At 67.4% G+C, this 19,966-nt stretch carries 19 protein-coding genes; 8 read left to right on the forward strand and 11 right to left on the reverse strand.

Annotated elements, in window-relative coordinates; translation table 11 throughout:
• Nucleotides 1-69: 69 nt before the first annotated feature.
• Nucleotides 70-735, reverse strand: a complete 666-nt coding sequence (locus tag ACX40P_RS09530) for an OmpA family protein (protein ID WP_459126106.1) — start codon at nt 733-735, stop codon at nt 70-72.
• 139 nt (nt 736-874) lie between these two features.
• Between ACX40P_RS09530 and ACX40P_RS09535 the strand changes: the two genes are divergently transcribed.
• A complete protein-coding gene (locus ACX40P_RS09535) occupies nt 875-2,176 on the forward strand; it encodes a hemolysin family protein (protein ID WP_459126107.1) in 1,302 nt (433 codons plus the stop codon).
• Between the two features lie 169 nt (nt 2,177-2,345).
• Here ACX40P_RS09535 and ACX40P_RS09540 read toward each other — a convergent pair whose 3' ends face one another.
• The 3 genes from ACX40P_RS09540 to ACX40P_RS09550 all read right to left on the reverse strand — a co-directional run bounded on the left by ACX40P_RS09540 (nt 2,346) and on the right by ACX40P_RS09550 (nt 5,406).
• Complete coding sequence (locus tag ACX40P_RS09540; protein ID WP_459126108.1) at nt 2,346-2,945, reverse strand: hypothetical protein; 600 nt, start codon at nt 2,943-2,945, stop codon at nt 2,346-2,348.
• A gap of 90 nt (nt 2,946-3,035) precedes the next feature.
• Nucleotides 3,036-3,773: a Crp/Fnr family transcriptional regulator gene (locus ACX40P_RS09545; RefSeq protein ID WP_459126109.1), complete on the reverse strand. Its 738-nt coding sequence runs from the start codon at nt 3,771-3,773 to the stop codon at nt 3,036-3,038.
• Between the two features lie 97 nt (nt 3,774-3,870).
• On the reverse strand, nt 3,871-5,406 hold the full coding sequence (locus ACX40P_RS09550) for a glycerol-3-phosphate dehydrogenase (protein ID WP_459126110.1): 1,536 nt from the start codon (nt 5,404-5,406) through the stop codon (nt 3,871-3,873).
• Nucleotides 5,407-5,444: 38 nt separating this feature from the next.
• On the opposite strand from ACX40P_RS09550, the gene glpK reads away from it, so the two are divergent.
• Nucleotides 5,445-6,929: a glycerol kinase GlpK gene (gene glpK, locus ACX40P_RS09555; RefSeq protein WP_459126111.1), complete on the forward strand. Its 1,485-nt coding sequence runs from the start codon at nt 5,445-5,447 to the stop codon at nt 6,927-6,929.
• Nucleotides 6,930-7,014: 85 nt separating this feature from the next.
• Here glpK and ACX40P_RS09560 read toward each other — a convergent pair whose 3' ends face one another.
• From ACX40P_RS09560 to ACX40P_RS09580, 5 genes are all read right to left on the reverse strand, one after another.
• Entirely contained in the window at nt 7,015-7,377 is a 363-nt protein-coding gene (locus tag ACX40P_RS09560) for a Rieske (2Fe-2S) protein (RefSeq protein WP_459126112.1), read from the reverse strand.
• Nucleotides 7,374-8,018 (reverse strand): maleylacetoacetate isomerase, encoded by a 645-nt coding sequence (gene maiA, locus ACX40P_RS09565; RefSeq protein WP_459126113.1) that lies wholly within the window; start codon nt 8,016-8,018, stop codon nt 7,374-7,376. Before maiA ends, ACX40P_RS09560 begins: the two co-directional genes overlap by 4 nt.
• Nucleotides 8,015-9,307: a homogentisate 1,2-dioxygenase gene (gene hmgA / locus ACX40P_RS09570; protein WP_459126114.1), complete on the reverse strand. Its 1,293-nt coding sequence runs from the start codon at nt 9,305-9,307 to the stop codon at nt 8,015-8,017. The genes maiA and hmgA overlap by 4 nt, the downstream gene beginning before the upstream one ends.
• Nucleotides 9,308-9,662: 355 nt before the next feature.
• Complete coding sequence (hppD, locus tag ACX40P_RS09575) at nt 9,663-10,748, reverse strand: 4-hydroxyphenylpyruvate dioxygenase (protein ID WP_459126115.1); 1,086 nt, start codon at nt 10,746-10,748, stop codon at nt 9,663-9,665.
• Nucleotides 10,749-10,824: 76 nt separating this feature from the next.
• Entirely contained in the window at nt 10,825-11,676 is an 852-nt protein-coding gene (locus tag ACX40P_RS09580) for a ferredoxin--NADP reductase (protein WP_459126116.1), read from the reverse strand.
• 363 nt (nt 11,677-12,039) lie between these two features.
• Between ACX40P_RS09580 and ACX40P_RS09585 the strand changes: the two genes are divergently transcribed.
• From ACX40P_RS09585 to ACX40P_RS09595, 3 genes are all read left to right on the forward strand, one after another.
• Nucleotides 12,040-12,750, forward strand: coding sequence for a response regulator transcription factor (locus ACX40P_RS09585; RefSeq protein ID WP_459126117.1), 711 nt, complete (start codon nt 12,040-12,042; stop codon nt 12,748-12,750).
• A complete protein-coding gene (locus ACX40P_RS09590; RefSeq protein ID WP_459126118.1) occupies nt 12,747-14,060 on the forward strand; it encodes an ATP-binding protein in 1,314 nt (437 codons plus the stop codon). Before ACX40P_RS09585 ends, ACX40P_RS09590 begins: the two co-directional genes overlap by 4 nt.
• 145 nt (nt 14,061-14,205) lie before the next feature.
• On the forward strand, nt 14,206-15,027 hold the full coding sequence (locus ACX40P_RS09595; RefSeq protein WP_459126644.1) for a TorF family putative porin: 822 nt from the start codon (nt 14,206-14,208) through the stop codon (nt 15,025-15,027).
• A 352-nt stretch (nt 15,028-15,379) separates the two neighbouring features.
• Here ACX40P_RS09595 and ACX40P_RS09600 read toward each other — a convergent pair whose 3' ends face one another.
• Both ACX40P_RS09600 and ACX40P_RS09605 read right to left on the reverse strand, forming a co-directional pair.
• On the reverse strand, nt 15,380-16,087 hold the full coding sequence (locus tag ACX40P_RS09600; RefSeq protein ID WP_459126119.1) for a hypothetical protein: 708 nt from the start codon (nt 16,085-16,087) through the stop codon (nt 15,380-15,382).
• 4 nt (nt 16,088-16,091) lie between these two features.
• Nucleotides 16,092-17,309 (reverse strand): toxic anion resistance protein, encoded by a 1,218-nt coding sequence (locus ACX40P_RS09605; protein ID WP_459126120.1) that lies wholly within the window; start codon nt 17,307-17,309, stop codon nt 16,092-16,094.
• 160 nt (nt 17,310-17,469) lie between these two features.
• On the opposite strand from ACX40P_RS09605, the gene ACX40P_RS09610 reads away from it, so the two are divergent.
• The 3 genes from ACX40P_RS09610 (at nt 17,470) to typA (ending at nt 19,947) form a co-directional block, all read left to right on the forward strand.
• On the forward strand, nt 17,470-17,742 hold the full coding sequence (locus tag ACX40P_RS09610; RefSeq protein ID WP_459126121.1) for a hypothetical protein: 273 nt from the start codon (nt 17,470-17,472) through the stop codon (nt 17,740-17,742).
• A complete protein-coding gene (locus tag ACX40P_RS09615) occupies nt 17,742-18,038 on the forward strand; it encodes a type II toxin-antitoxin system RelE/ParE family toxin (protein WP_459126122.1) in 297 nt (98 codons plus the stop codon). Before ACX40P_RS09610 ends, ACX40P_RS09615 begins: the two co-directional genes overlap by 1 nt.
• A gap of 85 nt (nt 18,039-18,123) precedes the next feature.
• Nucleotides 18,124-19,947 (forward strand): translational GTPase TypA, encoded by a 1,824-nt coding sequence (gene typA / locus ACX40P_RS09620; RefSeq protein WP_459126123.1) that lies wholly within the window; start codon nt 18,124-18,126, stop codon nt 19,945-19,947.
• Nucleotides 19,948-19,966 lie beyond the last annotated feature (19 nt).

Below are 19,966 nucleotides of genomic sequence, written 5' to 3' on the forward strand. Positions count from 1 at the left end.
CGGGGATGACGGTTGCTTGGGCCGAGGTTGGACGGCCGCCAGCTTCCACCGACGGCCACCCCATTACCATTACCCCTGCGTCACCGGCACGATCTTGATCTCCACGCGGCGGTTCGCGGCGCGGCCGTCTTCGGTGCTGTTCGACGCGACCGGCTGGCTCTCGCCATAACCGCGGGTGGCGAGGCGGACGGGCGCGACACCGCGGCTCGACAGGTAATCGGCGACCGAGCGGGCGCGGCGTTCCGACAGGCCCTGGTTGTAGCTGTCGCTGCCGGTCGAATCGGTATGGCCGTACACGTCGATCGAGGTCTGGTTATAGTCGGACAGCACCTGCGCCACGCGATCGAGCGTCGGCTGATACTGCGGCTGCACCGTCGCGCTGTCGTAGCCGAAGGTGATGCCCGACGGCATGTTGAGGACGAGATCGTCGCCCTGACGGATGACCTGGATGTCCGTGCCGGCGGTGCGGGCGCGCAGGTCGCGCTCCTGCTTGTCCATGTAGGCGCCGACGCCCGCACCCGCGAGCGCGCCGATGCCGGCGCCGAGGATCTTCTCCGTCCGGTCGCGGCGCCCGCCGACGAGGTCGCCGAGCAGATAGCCGCCGACCGCGCCGATGCCCGCACCCAATCCTGCGCGCGATACGCGGCGATCGCCCGTTTCCGGATCGGTCACGCACGCCGTGGTCAGCGTCGTCGCCGACAGGGCGGCCGCCAGCCAAAGTTTGGAACGGATCATCGTGGAATACTCCCTTTTCACTTCACTCGGGCCCAAGAACCCGTGTCGTCGATGGCTTGTTCCACCTGCGAACTGAACCACGGATGACGATGACGGTTGTGCCGCCCCCGGTTTCCCGCATATGGCAGTGCCGCACGCCATGACCGCGCTCCCCCCCTATCCCTGGTTCGACGTCGTCATCATCCTGGCGCTGGTCGCATTGAACGGCGTGTTCGCGATGAGCGAGCTGGCGATCGTCTCCGCGCGCAAGGCGCGGCTGGAGGGGCTGGCGAAGTCGGGCAAGCGCGGGGCGGCGGCGGCGCTGGCGCTGGCGGCGGATCCGGGCAAGTTCCTGTCGACGGTACAGATCGGCATCACCCTGATCGGCATCATCGCCGGTGCCTATTCGGGCGCGAGCCTCGGCACGCCGACGGCGGCGCGGCTGGAGCTGCTGGGCGTGCCGGCGGAGACGGCGGCGACGCTGGGCTTCGCGATCGTCATCGGTCTGACCACCTACGCCTCGCTCATCATCGGCGAGCTGGTGCCCAAGCAGTTCGCGTTGCGCAGCCCGGAGCCGATCGCATCGGCGATGGCGCTGCCGATGACATGGCTGGCGGTCGCGACGAAGCCGATCGTCTGGCTGCTCGATTCGACCAGCAGCCTCATTTTCCGCCTGCTGCGCCTGCGCCGCGAATCGGAGAATCAGGTGACGGCGGAGGAGCTGCACCTGATCGTCGCCGAGGCGTCCAAGTCGGGCGTGATCGAGGAGCATGAGCGCAGCATCATCTCGGGCGTCGTCCGCCTGGCCGACCGGCCGGTGCGCGAGGTGATGACGCCGCGCACCGATGTCGAATGGCTCGACGCCAGCTTGGACGATGCGGTGCTGCGCGAGAAACTGCTGGTGACGCCGCACACGCGGCTGCCGGTGGCGGAAGGGTCGGTCGACGCGATGATCGGCGTGGTCCAGTCGCGCGACATCGTCGAGGCGCTGGTGCGTGGCCAGACGCTGGACCTGCGCGCGCTGATGCGCACCGCGCCGGTGCTGCCGGACCAGCTCGATGCGATGGACGCGCTGGTGGTGCTGCGCCGTGCCGATGTGCCGATGGGTCTGGTCCATGACGAATACGGCCATTTCGAAGGCGTGGTGACCCCCGCCGACCTGCTGGCCGCGATCGCCGGCGAGCAGAGCAGCGATACACACGTCGGCGACAATGCCGCGGTGGTGGTGCGCGAGGACGGGTCGCTGCTGGTGTCGGGCCAGATGGCGGTCGATGCGCTGGCCGACCGGCTCGACCTGACGCTGGACGAGGATCGCGACTATGCGACCGTCGCCGGCCTGTCGCTGGCGGTGCTCAAGCGCCTGCCGGTCGAGGGCGAGAGTTTCATCGAGCAGGGCTGGCGGTTCGAGATCGTCGATATGGACGGGCGCAAGATCGACAAGCTGTTGGTCGAACGCGCCTAGGGCGTATCGCCATTCAGTCCAGACGGGCCTGCAAAGCGCGGTTCTGCTGCGCTTCGGTGCTCACGCACCTGAAGTGCGCTGCGCTCCGATGCTCACAAAACCACCCTTTTCGACTCCACCTGAACTGAATGGCGATACGCCCGCCCGCCGCTCGCCCGACCGCCCGGCGCTATAGCTTCCCGAATGCCGCCTCGAAGCCGGCGCGGTCATCCTTGGCCAGATAGCCTGCCTGCTCGATCCAGCGGTCGCGCGACAGCCGACCGCGGAAGGTGCCGAGCTGTGCGTCGAGTGCGTCGGCATCGGCGGGCGAGAGCGCGGCGATCTGGTCGAAGCGGGTGATGCCCAGATCGCGCAGTTGCGCCGCGAGCTTCGGTCCGACGCCCTTCATGCGGGTCAGATCGTCCTCCGCGGCGGCAGGCGGCGGGGGTGGTGTCGCGAGGTCGGCGGCGATCGTCGCAGGGGCGGGATCGAACGGCGCGGTGGCGACGACCGGTGTCGGGTCGCTCGCCAGCGGCGCTACCGGCACGGTGTCGAGCGTCTCCCGCTCGGTAATCTCTGCGGGGTTCGGCACGACCCGGGTTTCGGTAACCGCATCCTCGCGCAGCTCGACATCGGCGGCCTTGCGCTGCGACTTCAGCCGCGCGCCCCAGACGATCGCGACGATCACCAGCACGGCGAAGATCGCGATGACGGACAGATTGGCGATCGTCAGCCATTCGAAACTCGACACGCCGGCGGGTGTCGGTGCGGCGGGGGTGCCGTTGGCCATCGGATTACTCTCCATTCACGTCGGGGGACGTGGCGGACGATAGCGGCACGACAGCCCTCGTCCAGTCTCGTCGGACGCACGGAGAGTGATCTAAACCTCGACCTCGCGGCGCAGGTGGAGATAGTCGGGGTCGAAATCGGCGACGGCGTTCAGCCGGGCGTCGTCGAGCACCGTCATCGTGCTGCCGTCCAGGCGGATCAGCTCACGGCCGCGCAGGTCGCGCAGCATGCGGTTCACATGAACGCCGGTCAGGCCCAGCGCCTCGCCCATGTGCGTCTGCGTCAGGAACAGCGGGAAGCCGCCGCTTGCCATGCCGAGCAGTTCGTAGCGACACTTCAGCTCGCAGATCAGGTGGGCGACACGCGCGAGTGCGCTGCGCCGGCCGATGTTCAGCAGCCATTCCGACCCGATCTGCGCGTCCGCGACGCAATCGCGCCAGAACGCCCGCGCCAGCGTCGGCGAGGATTCCGCCGCCTGTCGGATGGCATCGTGTGGCACGCCGTAGACCGTCGCCTGCGCGGTCGATTGGAGCGGTGCGCTGACCAATGGCAGCACCGCCGAATGCAGGTCGGCCATATCGCCGGGGACGTAAAGCGCGGTCAGCTGACGATGCCCGTCCGATGTCTGGCCGAACCGCGCGACCATGCCCTCGACCACCAGGCAAGAGCTCTGTGTACGTTCGCCCAGCCGCACGAGATCGCGCGACGATCGGAAGTGACGGATCTGCCCGGGCAGCGCCATGATCGTGGCGCGGTCGCTCTCGACGAGCGGCGACCGCATCTCGAGTCTGCGCAGCCAGAGCGCCAATGCCTGTTGCCCCGCTGTCATGAACAGAGGCGTAGACGGTCGACAAAAGGCGAGAGTTGATGCGTATCAATAGGCCGTAATGCGACGTACGTTTCCGGACTTACTGATAATTGATGCGCTATTTATGCAACAGTCTCCCACGTTCTTGCATGGCAGCTATCATATAGTTCGATAGCGTCGCACGCTGGCCCGGCGTGACATGCAGCCCGATCTTGCTTCGGCGGAAGAGCACATCCTCCGCCGTCACGGCCCATTCGGCAGCGATCATGTGATCGACCTCGCGGGCAGACAGGCCGCCGCCGAAGTCGATGCCCGGATCGACGTTGTAGCGGGCATCGCCAAGGATTGTCGGCAACCGCGTCCCATAGGCGCGGGCCATGCGGTACAATTGCTCGGGCGGCAGTTTGGGGTAGGCGGCGGTCATCGTGGCGAGAAAGCGCGCGAAGTCGGCATCGGGCATGTCACCGCCGGGCAACGGTGCTTCGTCGGTCCAGCGCCCGCCGACGTCCGCGAACCATGGACGAAGCTGGTCGAGCGCATGTTCGGCGAGCTTGCGGTGCGTGGTGATCTTGCCGCCGAAGACGCTCAGCACCGGCGGCTCGCCCTCCGCGCCTTCCACATCGAGGACATAGTCGCGCGTCACCGCCGCCGCCGTCTTCGCATGATCGTCGTAGAGCGGGCGGATGCCGGAATAGCTCCAGACGATGTCGGTCTCCGCCACCGGCCGGTTGAAATAGCGGGCGATGGTTTCAAGCAGATAGCGTGTCTCGGCCGCGTCGATCGTCGCGGGGCCGGGCGGCCGGGTCCAGGGTTCGTCGGTGGTGCCGACCAGCGTGAAGTCGCCTTCGTAGGGGATCGCGAAGACGATGCGGCGGTCGGGGTTCTGCAGCATCAGCGCATGGTCGCCGTCGTACAGGCGCGGCACGACGATGTGGCTGCCCTTCACCAGGCGGACCGAGGCGTCGGCGCGGCCCCCGGCGATGCGGCCGATGACGTCGGCGACCCACGGCCCGGCGGCGTTGACGATGGCACGGGCACGGATGGTGGCGGGGCCGCTGCCGTCAAGCGTTGCCACCCAGACGTCGCCCTCGCGCTGCGCCGCGACGAAACGGGTGCGGGTATGGACCCGCGCGCCGCGCTCGAACGCGTCGCGCGCGGTCAGGACGACGAGGCGGCTGTCGTCGACCCAGCCGTCGGAATAGACGAACGCCTTGCCGGTCCGGTCCGACAGCCCGTCGCCGAGCGGTGAAGTGGCGAGCGCGATCGTCCGCGTCTTCGGCAGCGAACTGCGCCCGCCGATATGATCGTAGAGGAACAGCCCCAGCCGGACCATCCACGCCGGTCGCGGCGAGCGGGTCTGCGGCAGGACGAAGCGTAGGGGATAGATCAGGTGCGGGGCGATGCGCAGCAGGCGCTCGCGCTCCATCAGCGCCTCGCGCACCAGCCGCACCTCGCCATATTCGAGATAGCGCAGGCCGCCGTGGATCAGCTTCGTCGAGGCGGACGAGGTGTGATTGGCGAGATCGTCCTGCTCGACCAGCAGCACCGACAGGCCGCGCCCAACCGCATCGCGCGCGATCGCCGCCCCGTTGATGCCACCGCCGACGGCCAGCAGGTCGACCGCATCGGCAGGATTGTCTTGCTCGCCGCTCATCGACGATGGCGTATAGAACGGTTTATCAGGAGGGGCGAATGGCCGATCACATCCTCGTCGTCGATCAGGGCACGACCTCGACGCGCAGCATCGTGTTCGATTGCTGCGCGCGGCGGGTGGCGATCGCCCAGCGCGAATTCGCACAGCATTATCCGGCACCCGGCTGGGTCGAGCATGATGCCGAGGACATCTGGCGCGACACGCTGGCGACCGCGCGCGAGGCGATCGAACGCAGCGGCGTGGGCGCGGCCGGGATCGCGGCGATCGGCATCACCAACCAGCGCGAGACGGCGGTCGTCTGGGACCGGGCGAGCGGGGAGCCGATCCACCGCGCGATCGTGTGGCAGGACCGGCGTGGCGCGGCGACGTGCCAGCGGCTGCGCGCCGATGGGGCGGAGGACATGGTGCGGGAGCGGACCGGGCTGCTGCTCGACCCTTATTTTTCGGCGACCAAGATCGCGTGGATGCTCGACAGCGTGCCCGGCGCGCGGGCGCGGGCGGAACGGGGGGAACTGGCGTTCGGGACGATCGACAGCTTCCTGTTGTGGCGGCTGACGGGCGGGCGGGTGCATGCGACCGACGTGACGAATGCGTCGCGCACGTCGCTCTACGACATCCGGACGGGGCAGTGGGACGCCGGCCTGTGCGACCTTTTCGGCATACCGATGGTGCTGCTGCCGACCGTTGAGGACAATGCGCACGTCTTCGGGACGACTGACCCGGCGTTGTTCGGCGCGGCCATCCCGATCGCGGGGATGGCGGGCGACCAGCAGTCGGCGCTGATCGGGCAGGCGTGTTTCGAACCCGGCATGGCGAAGGCGACCTATGGCACCGGCTGCTTCCTGCTGCTGAACACCGGCGCGGAGGCGCTGGCGTCACGCAACCGGTTGCTGACGACGCCCGCCTACCGAATCGGCGGGCGGACCGCTTACGCTCTGGAAGGCTCGATCTTCGTCGCGGGCGCGGCGATCAAGTGGCTGCGCGACGGGCTGGGCGTCATCACCCATGCCAGCCAGACCGACGACATGGCGACACGGGTGCCGGACAGCCACGGCGTCTATATGGTGCCGGCCTTCACCGGCATGGGGGCGCCGCACTGGGACCCGGATGCGCGCGGGGCGATCTTCGGGCTGACCTTGGGCGCGACTGGCGCGCATCTGGCGCGGGCGGCGCTGGAGGCGGTGGCGTACCAGACGCTCGACCTGGTCGAGGCGATGGTGGCGGACGGTGCGCCGCAGCCGGCGACGCTGCGGTTGGACGGGGGGATGGCGGCGAACGACTGGTTGTGCCGCTTCCTCGCCGACATGATCGCGACACCGGTGGAGCGGCCGGCCGATCTGGAGGCGACGGCGCGTGGGGCGGCGTTCCTTGCCGGGCTGACGACAGGGGTGTGGTCGGGGCTGGAGGAGATCGGCGCGCTGTGGTCGCGGGAGGCGTGTTTCGAGCCGTGGATGACGGACGCGGTGCGGGCGCCGCTGATGGCGGGGTGGCGGGATGCGGTGCGGCGAACTTTGTCTAAGTAAAAAGAACCGTTCGATCTGAGAAAAGTCGAAGGCCTGCCGTCCGCCAGGTGCTTCGACTTCGCTCAGCACGAACGGCGGAAGGGCGTCAGGCCGTCACGATCACCCCGTCAGCGACGGTCACCGGCCAGGCCGTCAGCCGCTGCCCGGTGCATGGGCCGCCCACGCACAGGCCATCATCGACCTCGAACAACGCCCCGTGCCAGCTGCACGCGATGTAGTCCCCCGACGGCGTGAGATAGTCGTCGAGCACCTGCGTCATCGGCACGCCCATGTGCGGACAGCGATCGACATAGCCGACGACCGTCTCACCACGCCGCACCACGAAGCCGTGGAAGCGGCCGGCGCGCAGTTGCAAGACGAAATTGCGCGCAGCCCCATCGTCGATCTGCGTCAGCGGGCCGAGCGCGACGCCGGGCGGGGTCGCGTGGACGCGCGGCGTTACAGTCATGCCGGGTCGGCGGCGGGCTGTCGCGACGGATGCGCGGCGGCGACGGCGGGGATCGCCTCCATCCGCTCGCCCGCCGCGACGAGGCGGGGGTAGGGCGACAGATCGACGCCGAAGCGGTGTGCGGTGTAGATCTGCGGCACCAGATAGCAGTCGGCGAGCGTCGGCGCGTCGCCGAACGCGAAGCCGCGGCCGTGTTGCGCGACCAGCTTCTCCAGCGCGGCGAAGCCATCGGTGATCCAGCGGGCCGCCCAGGCCGCTTCCTGCTCCGCCGTCATCGCGAAGTCCGCGCGCAGCAGCTTCAGCACGCGCAGGTTGTTGAGCGGATGAATGTCACACGCGATCGCCGCCGCCATGGCGCGGACGATGGCGCGCGCGTCGGCTTGCGCGGGGAGCAGCGGTGGATCGGGATAGGTCTCGTCCAGCCATTCGAGGATCGCCGGGCTCTGCGTCAGCACCGTGTCGCTGGTTTCGAGTGCGGGGACCAGACCCTGCGGATTGAGCGCGCGGAACGCGTCCGATCCCTGCGCGCCGGTGCGCAGGTCGATATCGATCTGCTCATAGGCCAGACCCTTCAGCCCAAGCGCGATGCGCGTGCGATAGCTGGTGCCCGAACGCCAATAGCCGTGCAGCCGGAGCGTCATGGCAGCTGCGCCTTGGCGAAGCCGGTCCAGACGTCGTCGTAATCGAGTTGCATCGTCGGGCTCCCCGCCGCCCAGATGGTCGGGCGGACGACGTGGCGGGTTTCAAACATGAAGGCCATCGTGCCCTCGATCTTCACGGGTTTCAGATCGGTGGCGACCGCCTTCGCATAGCTCGCCTCGTCCGGGCCGTGGCCGTTCATCTGGTTGTGCAGCGACGCGCCGCCGGGGACGAACCCGCCGCCCTCCTTCGCATCATACTCGCCGGCGATCAGACCCATGAACTCGCTCATCACGTTGCGGTGGAACCACGGCGGGCGGAACGTGCCCTCCGCCACCATCCAGCGCGGCGGGAAGATCACGAAATCGCAGTTGGCGGTGCCCGGCGTGTCGCTGGGCGAGGTCAGCACGGTGAAGATGCTGGGATCGGGATGGTCGAAGCTGACCGTGTTGATCGTGTTGAAGCGGCTTAGATCATAGCGGCAGGGCGCCAGATTGCCGTGCCACGCGACGACGTCGAACGGGCTGTGGTCGAGCGTGGTGGTCCACAGGCCGCCCTGAAATTTCTGCACGACTTCGGTCGGCTGGTCCTTGTCCTCGAACCACGCGACCGGCGTCTCGAAATCGCGCGGGTTGGCGAGGCCGTTGGCACCGATCGGCCCCAGATCGGGCAGGCGCAGCAGCGCGCCGTAGTTTTCGAGGACATAGCCGCGTGCGCGACCTTCCGTCAGGCGCACGCGGAACCGGACTCCGCGCGGAATGATGGCGATGTGGAGGGGCGCGATGTCGATACGGCCGAGCTCGGTATCGATCGCGAGTGCACCCTCCTGCGGGACGATCAGCAACTCGCCGTCCGCGGAGAAGAACGCGCGGTCCATGTCGGTGGCGGCGGCATAGAGGTGGATCGCGACGCCGGTCTGTTCGGCGACGTTGCCGGTGCCGCCATAGGTGACGAGCCCGTCGACCCAGTCGGTCGGCGCCTCGGGCCACGGCAGCGGATCCCAGCGCAGCCGGTTGGGGCTGGGGGGCACGGCGTCGAACGGCGCGGTCTTCAGGTGCGGCGCGCCGGCATAGGGCACGAACGCGCCATGCTGCGCGGTGGGACGCAGGCGGTAGAGCCAGCTGCGCCGGTTCTCGGCACGCGGCGCGGTGAAGGCGGTGCCGCTGAGCTGTTCGGCGTAGAGGCCGAATGGTGTCCGCTGCGGCGAATTGCGGCCGATGGGGAGGGCGCCGGAGACGGCCTCGGTGGCGATGTGGTTGCCGAAGCCGGGGATGTATCGCGCGTCGAACATTGTGGTGAAACCTTCGTTCGTCCTGAGCCCGTCAATGCGATTCCGGGGCGGATCGATCCACGGCATCGACGATCGAGCGATCGCCAAAGATTACCGAAACGACCTGCATTCGTCCCCCGTCGTCACTTTTGCGACGGGCGCCGGCAATAGCTGGCGTAGGCGGATCGACGGAGCGGTAGAGCAGATCGCAAGTGTGTAGGACAGCGGATCATGCCAGGCGACGGGTCGGGTGTCGCAGCCGTTGGCCTCGCGCAACCGCCGCGGCGTCGGACCCGGCAAAGCCGTGTCATTTGCCACGGCTTACCGTGCCGTCCGGTCGCGGACCTCACCTTCGCTCGGTATCGCGGTCGATGCCTTACGCATCGACCTGAATCACGCCGCGACGGATCTGATCCAGCTCGATGCTTTCAAACAACGCCTGGAAATTCCCGTTGCCGAAGCCCTCGTTACCCTTGCGCTGGATGATCTCGAAGAAGATCGGGCCGACCATGTTCTCGGTGAAGATCTGGAGCAATATGCCCTCATCCCCGACGTTGCCATCGATCAGGATGCGGTTGCGGCGGAGACGCTCGAGGTCCTCGCCGTGGCCGGGGACGCGCTTGTCGACGAGTTCGTAATAGGTCTCGATCGTGTCCTGCAGGCGGACGCCGCGGGCACGGAGTTTCTCCACCGTATCGAAGATGTTCGGCGTCGTCAGGGCGAGGTGCTGGATGCCCTCGCCCTGATATTCGCGGATGAACTCCTCGATCTGGCTGTTCTCGTCCTGGCTCTCGTTCAGCGGGATGCGGATCGCGCCGTCGGGGGCGATCATCGCCTGGCTGAACAGGCCGGTCGCCTTGCCCTTGATGTCGAAATACTTCTGCTCCTGGAACCCGAACAGGCGCGCGTAGAAGCTGGACCAGGTCCGCATCTCGCCGCGGCGGACGTTGTGGGTCAGGTGGTCGAGGATATCGAGGCCGACGTTGTTCTCCGCCGCCGCATCCTGCCAGCCGGGAACCTCGGTCCAGTCGGCATAGAGATCCGCGCCCGCCCTCACGAGATAGAGATAGCTGCCGCCGATCCCCTCAACCACATAGCTGTCGGCGCCGAGCGTGCCCGCGGCGGCATCGACCGCGCTCGCGCCCTCGGCGATCGCATGGTCGTAGGCGATGGCTGGGTCGGCGACGCGGAAGGCCATACCGCTGGCCGAGGGCCCGTGCGCGGCGCGGAAGTCGGCGGCCTGCCCCGAATGCTCACGGTTCAGCAGCAAGTTGATGCGCCCCTGGACGTAGCGGGTGACGTCCTTGGTCGGGTGGGTGTGCGAGGCGACGAAGCCCAGCGCCTCGAACTGCCGCGCCAGCGCTTGCGGGTCGGGCGAGGTGAATTCGCAGAATTCGAACCCCGCGAGGCCCAGCGGGTTCGCGCCATCGTCCGTGCGGGTTCGTTCGAGGGTATCGGCCATCAGTCTCGCTCCCGAAGATCAGGGGACCAAGATAGGATCGCTGCCAGATAGTGTCAAATGATACCAGTTGACGCAGCTACCCCACGAAGGCGCGTTCGATCACGAACTGGCCCGGATGTGCGTTCGACCCTTCTGTAAAGCCGCGGCCCTCCAGCCGGTCGGCGAATTCGCGGATCATCGCGGTGCTGCCGCACAGCATGATCCGGTCCTGTTCGGGATCGAAGTTCTTGCCGCCGGGCAGGTCGGCGAAGAGGCTGCCGTCGTCGAGCATCGCGCCGATGCGCTGCTGCCGCGCGAAGGGTTCGCGGGTGACGGTGGGGATATAGTGGAACTGCGCCGCCGCCTGCTCGCCGATCAGCGGATCATCGGCAAGGCGGCTCGACAGCTCGTCATGATAGGCGAGATCGCTGACGCGGCGCACCGAATGCACGATCACGACGGTTTCGAAGCGGTCGTAGATGTCGGGATCGCGCGCCAGGCTCATGAAGGGCGCAAGGCCAGTGCCGGTCGACAGCATGAACAGCCGCTTGCCCGGCAGCAGCGCGTCGGCGACCAAGGTACCGGTCGGCTTCTTGCCCAGATACACCTCGTCACCCGCGACGATGCCCTGCAACGGGCCGGTCAGCGGGCCGCCGGGCACCTTGATCGACAGGAACTCCAGCTTGTCGTCGTACGCGGGACTCGCGATCGAATAGGCGCGCATCAGCGGCTTTCCGTCGATCGACAGGCCGACCATCACGAATTCGCCAGAGCGGAAGCGGAAGCTGGCCGAGCGTTCCAGCGCGAAGCTGAACAGATGCTCGTTCCAGTGCTTCACCCACTCGACCCGGCACCGCGGAAAGGCGGCGTGTTCGGGGAGCAGGCGCGGGCCATCCGCGGAAACGGGGGCGGACGAAACGGGGAGGGGCGTCTGGATCTCGGAAGTCATGCGCAGTCCTGTGAACCGAAACCGCGACGCACCGCAAGGGTGGTGCGGCCGGGCTGTAGCTGCGGTCGGGAACGCGTCCGCGCCGCCGGATATCCGCCATCTGGCGTCGGGCGGGCGCGATTGCGAGATAGAAATGCTTGTGGCGGCTTGCCGATGTCGCGCCGCCGCCGGCCCGGTGGAGGGAGGGTGGGCCGGCGGCGTAGCGCGGACGCCATCGACACGCTTGGGGACAGAATCGACGGCGCCGTTCGCAGGAACAGTCGTGGGTCTAGGGCCCCCGGGTTGCTCGACGGTGCGGCGGGCGTGACGAAATATGTCTGGAGCGCTGACCCCGAGCTGTCATATAGCGCAGCACCGATCGATATGACCGCACCGACCATCCTCCTCGTCGAAGACGATCCGCCGCTGCGCACGCTAACTGCGCGTGCGCTGCAGGAAAACGGCTATGCCGTCCGCCCCGCCGGCTCCGCGCCCGAGATGTGGCTGGCGTTCGAACAGGGACCGGTCGACCTCGTCCTGCTCGACATCATGCTGCCGGGCACCAGCGGCATCGACCTGTGCCGCGCGATCCGCCGCGACAGCGACGTGCCGATCATCTTCGTGTCGGCGAAGGGTAGCGAGACGGATCGCGTGATCGGGCTGGAGCTGGGCGCCGACGACTATCTCGCCAAGCCGTTCGGCACGCGCGAGCTGGTCGCCCGCGTCCGCGCGGTGCTGCGCCGCCATGGCAGCGAGGGCGATTCGGCCAAGCGCGAGAAGGGCGAACTGACGTTCGACGGCTGGACCGTCCACCTGCCGCGACGCGAGCTGCATTCGCCGACCGGCGCGACGGTCGAGCTGACGGGCGCGGAGTTCGACCTGCTGGTAGCGCTGTGCGACAATGCGCAGCGCGTGATCGCGCGCGAGCGGCTGATCGAACTGTCGCGCACGCGGCTGGGCGACAGCTCGGACCGCAGCGTCGACGTGCTCATCAGCCGCCTGCGCCGCAAGCTGTCCAGCGCGGGCAAGCCAGCGCCGATCATCACCGTGCGCGGCGTGGGATACATGCTGAACGTGCCCGTGGAGCGGCGTTGAGGCTGCTCAGGCGGCTGACGGTCGGGATCATCGGCCGGATCTTCGCGATCCTGCTGCTCGCGTTGCTCGTCGAGTTCGGCGCTACCGCCTATCTCTACGAACGCGCCAGTCACTTCTCCGTCCGCGACGACGAGGCAAATCGGCTGGCCGAACATCTCGTCATCTCGCGCCGGCTGGTCGCCGAACAGCCGCTGGTGCGACGCGCGACGATGGCGGAGGAACTGACCACCACCCGCTATCTCGTCCGCTGGCAGACCGAGCGGCCCGAGCCGCCGCGCGTCGCGCCGCGGCTGGACGACATGCAGCGGCAGATTTTGGACTGGGAGCCCGATCTGGCCGAGCACGGCCTGTGGCTGCGGCTGACGTCGCCGGGGCGCAACGGCTTCATCGCCGGCGGCGTCGCGCTGAACGACGGGACGTGGCTGTATTTCCGCACGCTGGAGCCGCTGCGCGATCTCGACTTCGCGATCGGGCGGCTGCTGATGTCGGTGACACCGGCGATCGCACTCATATTTCTGGGCGGCGTACTCGTCTCGCACGTGCTGCGTCCGATGCGGCGGCTGGCGCGGGTCGCCGACCGGGTGGGCCACGGCGCGGTCGAGACAGTTCCGGAAAGTGGCCCCGGCGAGGTCCGACGCGTGATCGCGGCGTTCAACGCGATGCAGGATCGCATCCACCGGCTGATCGCCGACCGGACCGAGGCGCTGGCCGCGGTCGGCCACGACTTCCGTACCCCGCTTGCCCGCCTGCGGCTGCGCGCCGATTCTGTCGATGACGACGAGACGCGCGAGGCGATCCAGCGCGACGTGGCGGAGATGGACGACATGGTCGCGTCGCTGCTCGCCTATCTGGGGGGCGACGGCGACAGCGAAACGCCGGTCCGCAGCGACCTGGCCGTGATGTGCGAGACGATCGCTAGCGACGCCGCCGACCAGGGGCGCGACGCGCACTATGACGGGCCGGATCATTGCGAGCGGCTGGTGCGCGTGTCGGGGCTGAAGCGCGCGATCGTCAATCTGGTCGAGAACGCGCTGCACTATGGCGGCAACGCGCGGCTGTATCTCGATCCGACCGGCGACGGCATCGCCATCCGCGTCGAGGACGACGGCCCCGGCATCCCGGATGACGCGGCGCAGAGCGTGCTCCAGCCGTTCGTGCGACTCGATAACGCCCGGACGCGCGACACGTCCGGCTTCGGTCTTGGCCTGCCGATCGTCGTGCGCGCGGTGGAGGCGGAGGGGGGCACGCTGACCCTCGTCAACCGGGGAGGCGGCGGCCTTACGGCAACGATCCACCTCCCGAAGGCGTGAGCGGCGACATATCGTTACGCCGTTGACAGCGGGATGATCGCTCGATACCAAAATGCTGCGACTGCGAACGGAGCTCCACCACAGAGAGGCCGACGCGATCGTCCCAGGAAGAACTTCGCTCCACATCCCGTTCGAGGATACGCAGATGAAGTTCCAGTTGTTCGCTACGGCCGCGCTCGCGGTCGTCCTGTCCAGCACCGGCGCCACCGCGCAGGACACCGCCCCCCCCAAGCCGATCACCGTATCGGGCAGCGTCGCCGTCGTATCGGACTACCGCTTCCGCGGCGTGTCGCAGAGCGACGAGGAGATCGCCGTGCAGGGCGGCTTCACCGTCACGCACGAAAGCGGCGCCTATATCGCCACTTGGGGTTCGAACCTCGGCGGTTGGGGCACCTTTGGCGGGCCGAACCTCGAGCTCGACCTGATCGCCGGCTACAAATTCCCGGTTAGCGAGGGCGGTGCGCTGGACGTCGGCGTGACGTGGTACACCTATCCAGGCGGTGCCGATAACACCGACTTCTTCGAGCCTTACGCCAAGCTCAGCGGCACGGTCGGCCCGGTAAGCGCGCTGGCGGGCGTCGCCTATGCGCCGAAGCAGGAGGCGCTCGGCAACTTCTCCGCTACGCCGCAGAGCCGCGGCCAGTCCGAGGATAATCTGTACCTGTGGGGCGATTTCTCCTCGGCGCTGCCGTCGACGCCGCTGACGCTGAAGGCGCACATCGGCTATTCGGACGGCAACCCCGGTCTGGGGCCGAACGGCACCAGCGTCGCGCCGACAGGCAAGTATTGGGACTGGTCCCTGGGCGCCGACGTGGCCCTCGGCCCGATCGTGCTGGGCGCGGCCTATGTCGACACCGACATCTCGCGGTCGGAAAGTGCATACCTTCTGCCGAACTTCAGCTCGACCAAGGACGGCGGACCGATCGCCGGGCCGCAGGTCGTGTTCTCGATCACGGCACCGTTCTAAGCGGGCGCCCTCGGATTGCGCATGCAATCCGAGGAGACGCCACGGCGGGCGGCGGGTCGGGGGTATCGCGACTCGTCCGACGGCGTGGCGGTGGAGCGGGGCGGGTATTGAGGGATGCCCGCCCCCTACGCTCGCGCGACGCGCGAGCCCGGGGTCACGAGTGTTGCGCGTTTAACCCTGGGCTCCCGCCTCCGCGGGAGCACGGTGCGTTTGATAACGCCGCCCCGTCATTCCCGCGAAGGCGGGAATCGATTGACGATACCGTTGGGGTGACCACGTAAGTCAGCGGCAATATATTCCCGCCTTCGCGAGAATGACGACCCGGGAAGGGTGTTGCCCACCCACACCCAGCCTACCCCTCAACCCCATCCTCACGATACTTGATCTGCAGGAACCGCTCACGCGTCGCGAGCAGGTCGATGTCGCCTTGCGCGAGAGCAGCGGTCATGTCGCCGATCTCGGCCTCGATCACGCGCAGGCCATCGACCAGCTGGTCGTCGGGCGTACGGCCGTTGCGGGGCACGCGGCGCAGCGGCTCGGGGACGCGAGCGTAGCCCTTCACCAGTTCGGGGAGCTGTTCGCCGACCAGCTTGCGCACTTCGATCGCGGTCGGCGCACCATCGTCGAGCGCGGTCAGCTGCGGTGCCAGCGTCTCCAGCCGGACGCCGATCGCGTCGACCAAGCTCTGCGCGGGTGCGGGCAGGGCAGGGCGCTGGCGGTCCAGCCAAGCCTCGGTCTGGAGCGGCAACGCGCGCAACGGCACGCTTGGCAGCGTCTCGGCCTCCACCGCGCGATCGACCGGTGCCGCCGCCAGGATGACAGTGGCGGCGATCAGCAGCGCCATCACGGCAAGCGCGCCGAACATACCAAGCGGAATGAAGAAGCCGACGACGACCGCGACGATCAGGATCGCGACATCGACCACCGCGATCCGCCCCAGCCGGCGCATCACCTCGGCCTCGCGGCGCTTGCGGCTGCGCGTCGAGGCGCCGCGGCCGTTGGCGCGGGTGCGGTCGAGCATTTCCGACGCGCGGATGATCTGGTCGTCGACCTCGGTCACGGGATCAAAGCGCCTCCAGCTTGAACGTATCCGCCGACGACGGACCCGACAGCGACGCTTGCGACTGCCCCTCCGCGCGGGCGATATAGCCCTTTGACTTCTCGATTTCGTTCGACAGTGTCGTGACGGTCGTCTTCATGCTGTCCAGCGCCTTCAGCTTGAAGGTGTCGATGGTGTCCATCGTGTCGTAGATGTTCTGGAACGCGCGTTGCAGCGTCTCGATCGGGATGGTCGATGCGGCGGCCTGTTCGTGGATGGTCGCGGTCTGCGACTTTAGCAGCTTGCCGGTCGAATCGATGATGTTCGCGGTCGTGGTGTTGAGCGCGGTGATCTGTTCGAGCACGAGCCGCTGGTTGGTCAGCGCCTGCGCGACGGTGACGGCGGTGCGCAGCGCGCCGACCGTCGTGGTGCTGGCGCGATCGACGCCCTTCACCAGCTCGACATTGTTCTTCTTGACCAGATCGAGCGCCAGATAGCCCTGCACCGTCACCGCCATCTGGGTCAGCAGGTCCTGCGTGCGCTGGCGGGTGTAAAACAGCGCCGTCTCGCGGATCGCCTTGGCCTTGGCCGGTTCGCTGTGGTCGAGGTCGTTGGCCTTCTCCTCCAGCGCGGTGTCCATCGTCTTCGACAGATGGATCATCTGCTCCAGCCGCCCCATCGAGGCCCAGAGGTTCTGCCGCTCCACGTCGATCGCGGCATTGTCCATCAGCAGCTCGTCCTTGCCCGAGGCGAGGCTCTTCAGGATGGTCGAGATATGGCCCTGCGACGATTTGTAGCCGTCGAAATAGTCGCGCATCTTGTTGCCGAACGGGATGATCCCGAACAGCTTCTTGGACGTCATCAGATTGCCCTGCTTGCCGGGATCGAGATCCTCGATCACGCGGCGCAAGGCGGCGAGGTCGGCGCCGACGCCCGAATCCTTGTCCATCGCCTTGACCGGCCGGTCGAGGAAGCGGTTCGACTGGCCCGCGGCTTCCCGAATCTCGCGCGCGCCCATCGCGGTGATGGCATCGACGCGCTTGCCGAATTCGGGCGAGTTCACGTCCTGCGCGACCAGATCGGTCACGAAGGTGTCGACGCGCTCCTCCAGCTTCGACCGTGTGCCCGGATCGACGGGGACCAGCCCCGCCGCCTTCTCGACCTGTACGCTCGGCACCGGATCGGGCGGGGTTAGCGTCAGGGTCGGTTCGGCGGTCAGCGTGTCGGTCGAGGTCGTCGCCATCGGGGGAAGTCTCCAAATCCGTGCCGCCAGCAATGCCGGGCTTCGCAAGTCGGTTCAAGTGTATCGCTCAGATAATACGCTGCCGGTTGCGATCAAGCCGTGCTGGCGTGGAGCGGGGGCGGGCGATATATTGCCGGAACACGGCGCAGCGAGGCAGGCCATGAACGCGATCGTCAAGATTACCCGGACGGCGGAGGGGCAGTCGCTCGTGCTGCCCGAGGGGCTGGGTTTCGAGGGGAATGCGGTTCGGGTGATCCGCAACGGTGATCATATCGTTCTGGAAGACCCCGATGCGATCGACGACGAAACCGGCCTGCCGATGCAGCGGTTGCGCGAACTGATTCAGGAGGGACTGGACAGCGGGCCGAGCGAGGTGTGGGATGTTGATGAGATAAAGCGTCTGGGTCGGGAGCGTCTGGCGCAGCGACCCTGATGTCGACGATCGTTCGAAGCCCGGAGGCGCGCGACGATGCCGTCGATGTCTGGCTGTACGTCGCAATCCATGACGTCGTGGCGGCCGATCGACTGCTCGAGCGCTTTAACCGTCGCATCGAGTCGCTTGCCGCCCTGCCGCTGACGGGTCAGGCACGAGACAAGCTCGGCGTCGATTTACGTAGCGTCGTTGTTGGCCGTTACGTGATCTTCTACCGGCCATTGCCCGATGGCGTGGCGATCGTCTGCATCCTCCACGCGTCGCGCGATATCGGTCCCGAGGCCTTCCAAAGCTGACCACCCTTCCCGCAACGCAGCAAATGCGCTAGGGGCGCCAACGTTTCGTCGCTGCACCGTCGCGCGCGTTCGTTCAGGAATATACATGCAACTCCGCAATATCGCCATCATCGCGCACGTCGATCACGGCAAGACCACGCTCGTCGACCAGCTGTTCCGCCAGTCGGGCACGTTCCGAGACAACCAGCGCATCGAAGAGCGCGCGATGGATTCGAACGATCTTGAGAAGGAGCGCGGGATCACGATCCTCGCCAAGCCGACCTCGATCGATTGGGAAGGCACGCGGATCAACATCGTCGACACGCCCGGCCACGCCGACTTCGGCGGCGAGGTGGAGCGCATCCTGTCGATGGTCGACGGCGTCGTTCTGCTGGTCGATTCGTCGGAAGGCGCGATGCCGCAGACGAAGTTCGTGACCGGCAAGGCGCTGGCGCTGGGCCTGAAGCCGATCGTCGTCGTGAACAAGGTCGATCGCCCCGACGAGCGCATTCAGGAAGTGCTGGACGAGGTGTTCGACCTGTTCGTCAGCCTGGAAGCGACCGACGAGCAGCTCGACTTCCCCGTGCTCTACGCCTCGGGCCGCAACGGCTATGCCAACGAGGATCCGACCCTGCGCGAGGGCACGCTGCGCCCGCTGTTCGAGAAGATCGTCAGCCACGTGCCGGCGCCCTCGGCCGATCCGGACGGTCCGTTCAAGTTCCTCGTCACCCTGCTCGACCGCGACAACTTCCTAGGCCGCATCCTGACCGGTCTGGTGTTCTCGGGCTCGGTCAAGACCAACATGCCGATCCACGCGCTCGACAACGACGGCAACGTCGTCGAGACGGGCCGCGCGTCGAAGATCATGACGTTCCGCGGGCTGGAGCGCGTGCCGACCGACGAAGCCAATGCGGGCGATATCATCAGCCTCGCCGGTCTGACGGTCGCGACCGTGTCGAACACCATCTGCGATGTCAGCGTCACCGAGCCGCTGCACGCGCAGCCGATCGATCCGCCGACGCTGTCGATGCGCTTCGCGGTCAACGATTCGCCGATGGCGGGCCGCGAGGGCAGCAAGGTGACGAGCCGCATGATCCGCGACCGCCTGTTCCGCGAAGCCGAATCGAACGTCGCGATCAAGGTGACCGAGGCGGCCGACAAGGACAGCTTCGAAGTCGCGGGCCGCGGCGAGCTTCAGCTCGGCGTGCTGATCGAAACGATGCGCCGCGAGGGCTTCGAACTCGGCATCAGCCGCCCGCGCGTGCTGTTCCGTGAGGACGAAAACGGCAAGAAGGAAGAGCCCTACGAAACCGTCGTCATCGACGTGGACGAAGAGCATTCGGGCACGGTCGTCGAGAAGATGAACCTGCGCAAGGGCGAGATGACCGACATGCGCCCCTCGGGTGGCGGCAAGACGCGCATCACCTTCTCCGCACCCTCGCGCGGCCTGATCGGCTATCACGGCGAATTCCTGTCGGACACCCGCGGCACCGGCATCATGAACCGGCTGTTCGAGAAGTACGGCCCCCACAAGGGCAATATCGAGGGCCGCAAGAACGGCGTGCTGATCTCCAACGGCGCGGGCGAGGCGAACAGCTATGCGCTCGGCCCGCTGGAGGATCGTGGCATCCTGTTCGTCGGCCACGGCGAGGCCCTGTACGAGGGCATGGTGATCGGCGAGAACGCCAAGACGGATGACCTCGAGGTCAATCCGATGAAGGCGAAGCAGCTGACCAACTTCCGCGCATCGGGCGGCAAGGACGATGCGATCCGCCTGACGCCACCCAAGAAGATGACGCTGGAGCAGGCCATCGCCTACATCGATGACGACGAGATGGTCGAGGTGACGCCGAAGTCGATCCGCTTGCGCAAGCGCTATCTCGACCCGCACGACCGCAAGCGCGCCAGCCGGGCTAAGGCGGCGGCTTAAGATATCAGCCACCGGGAGC

This window comes from Sphingomonas sp. RS2018, from assembly GCF_054489605.1.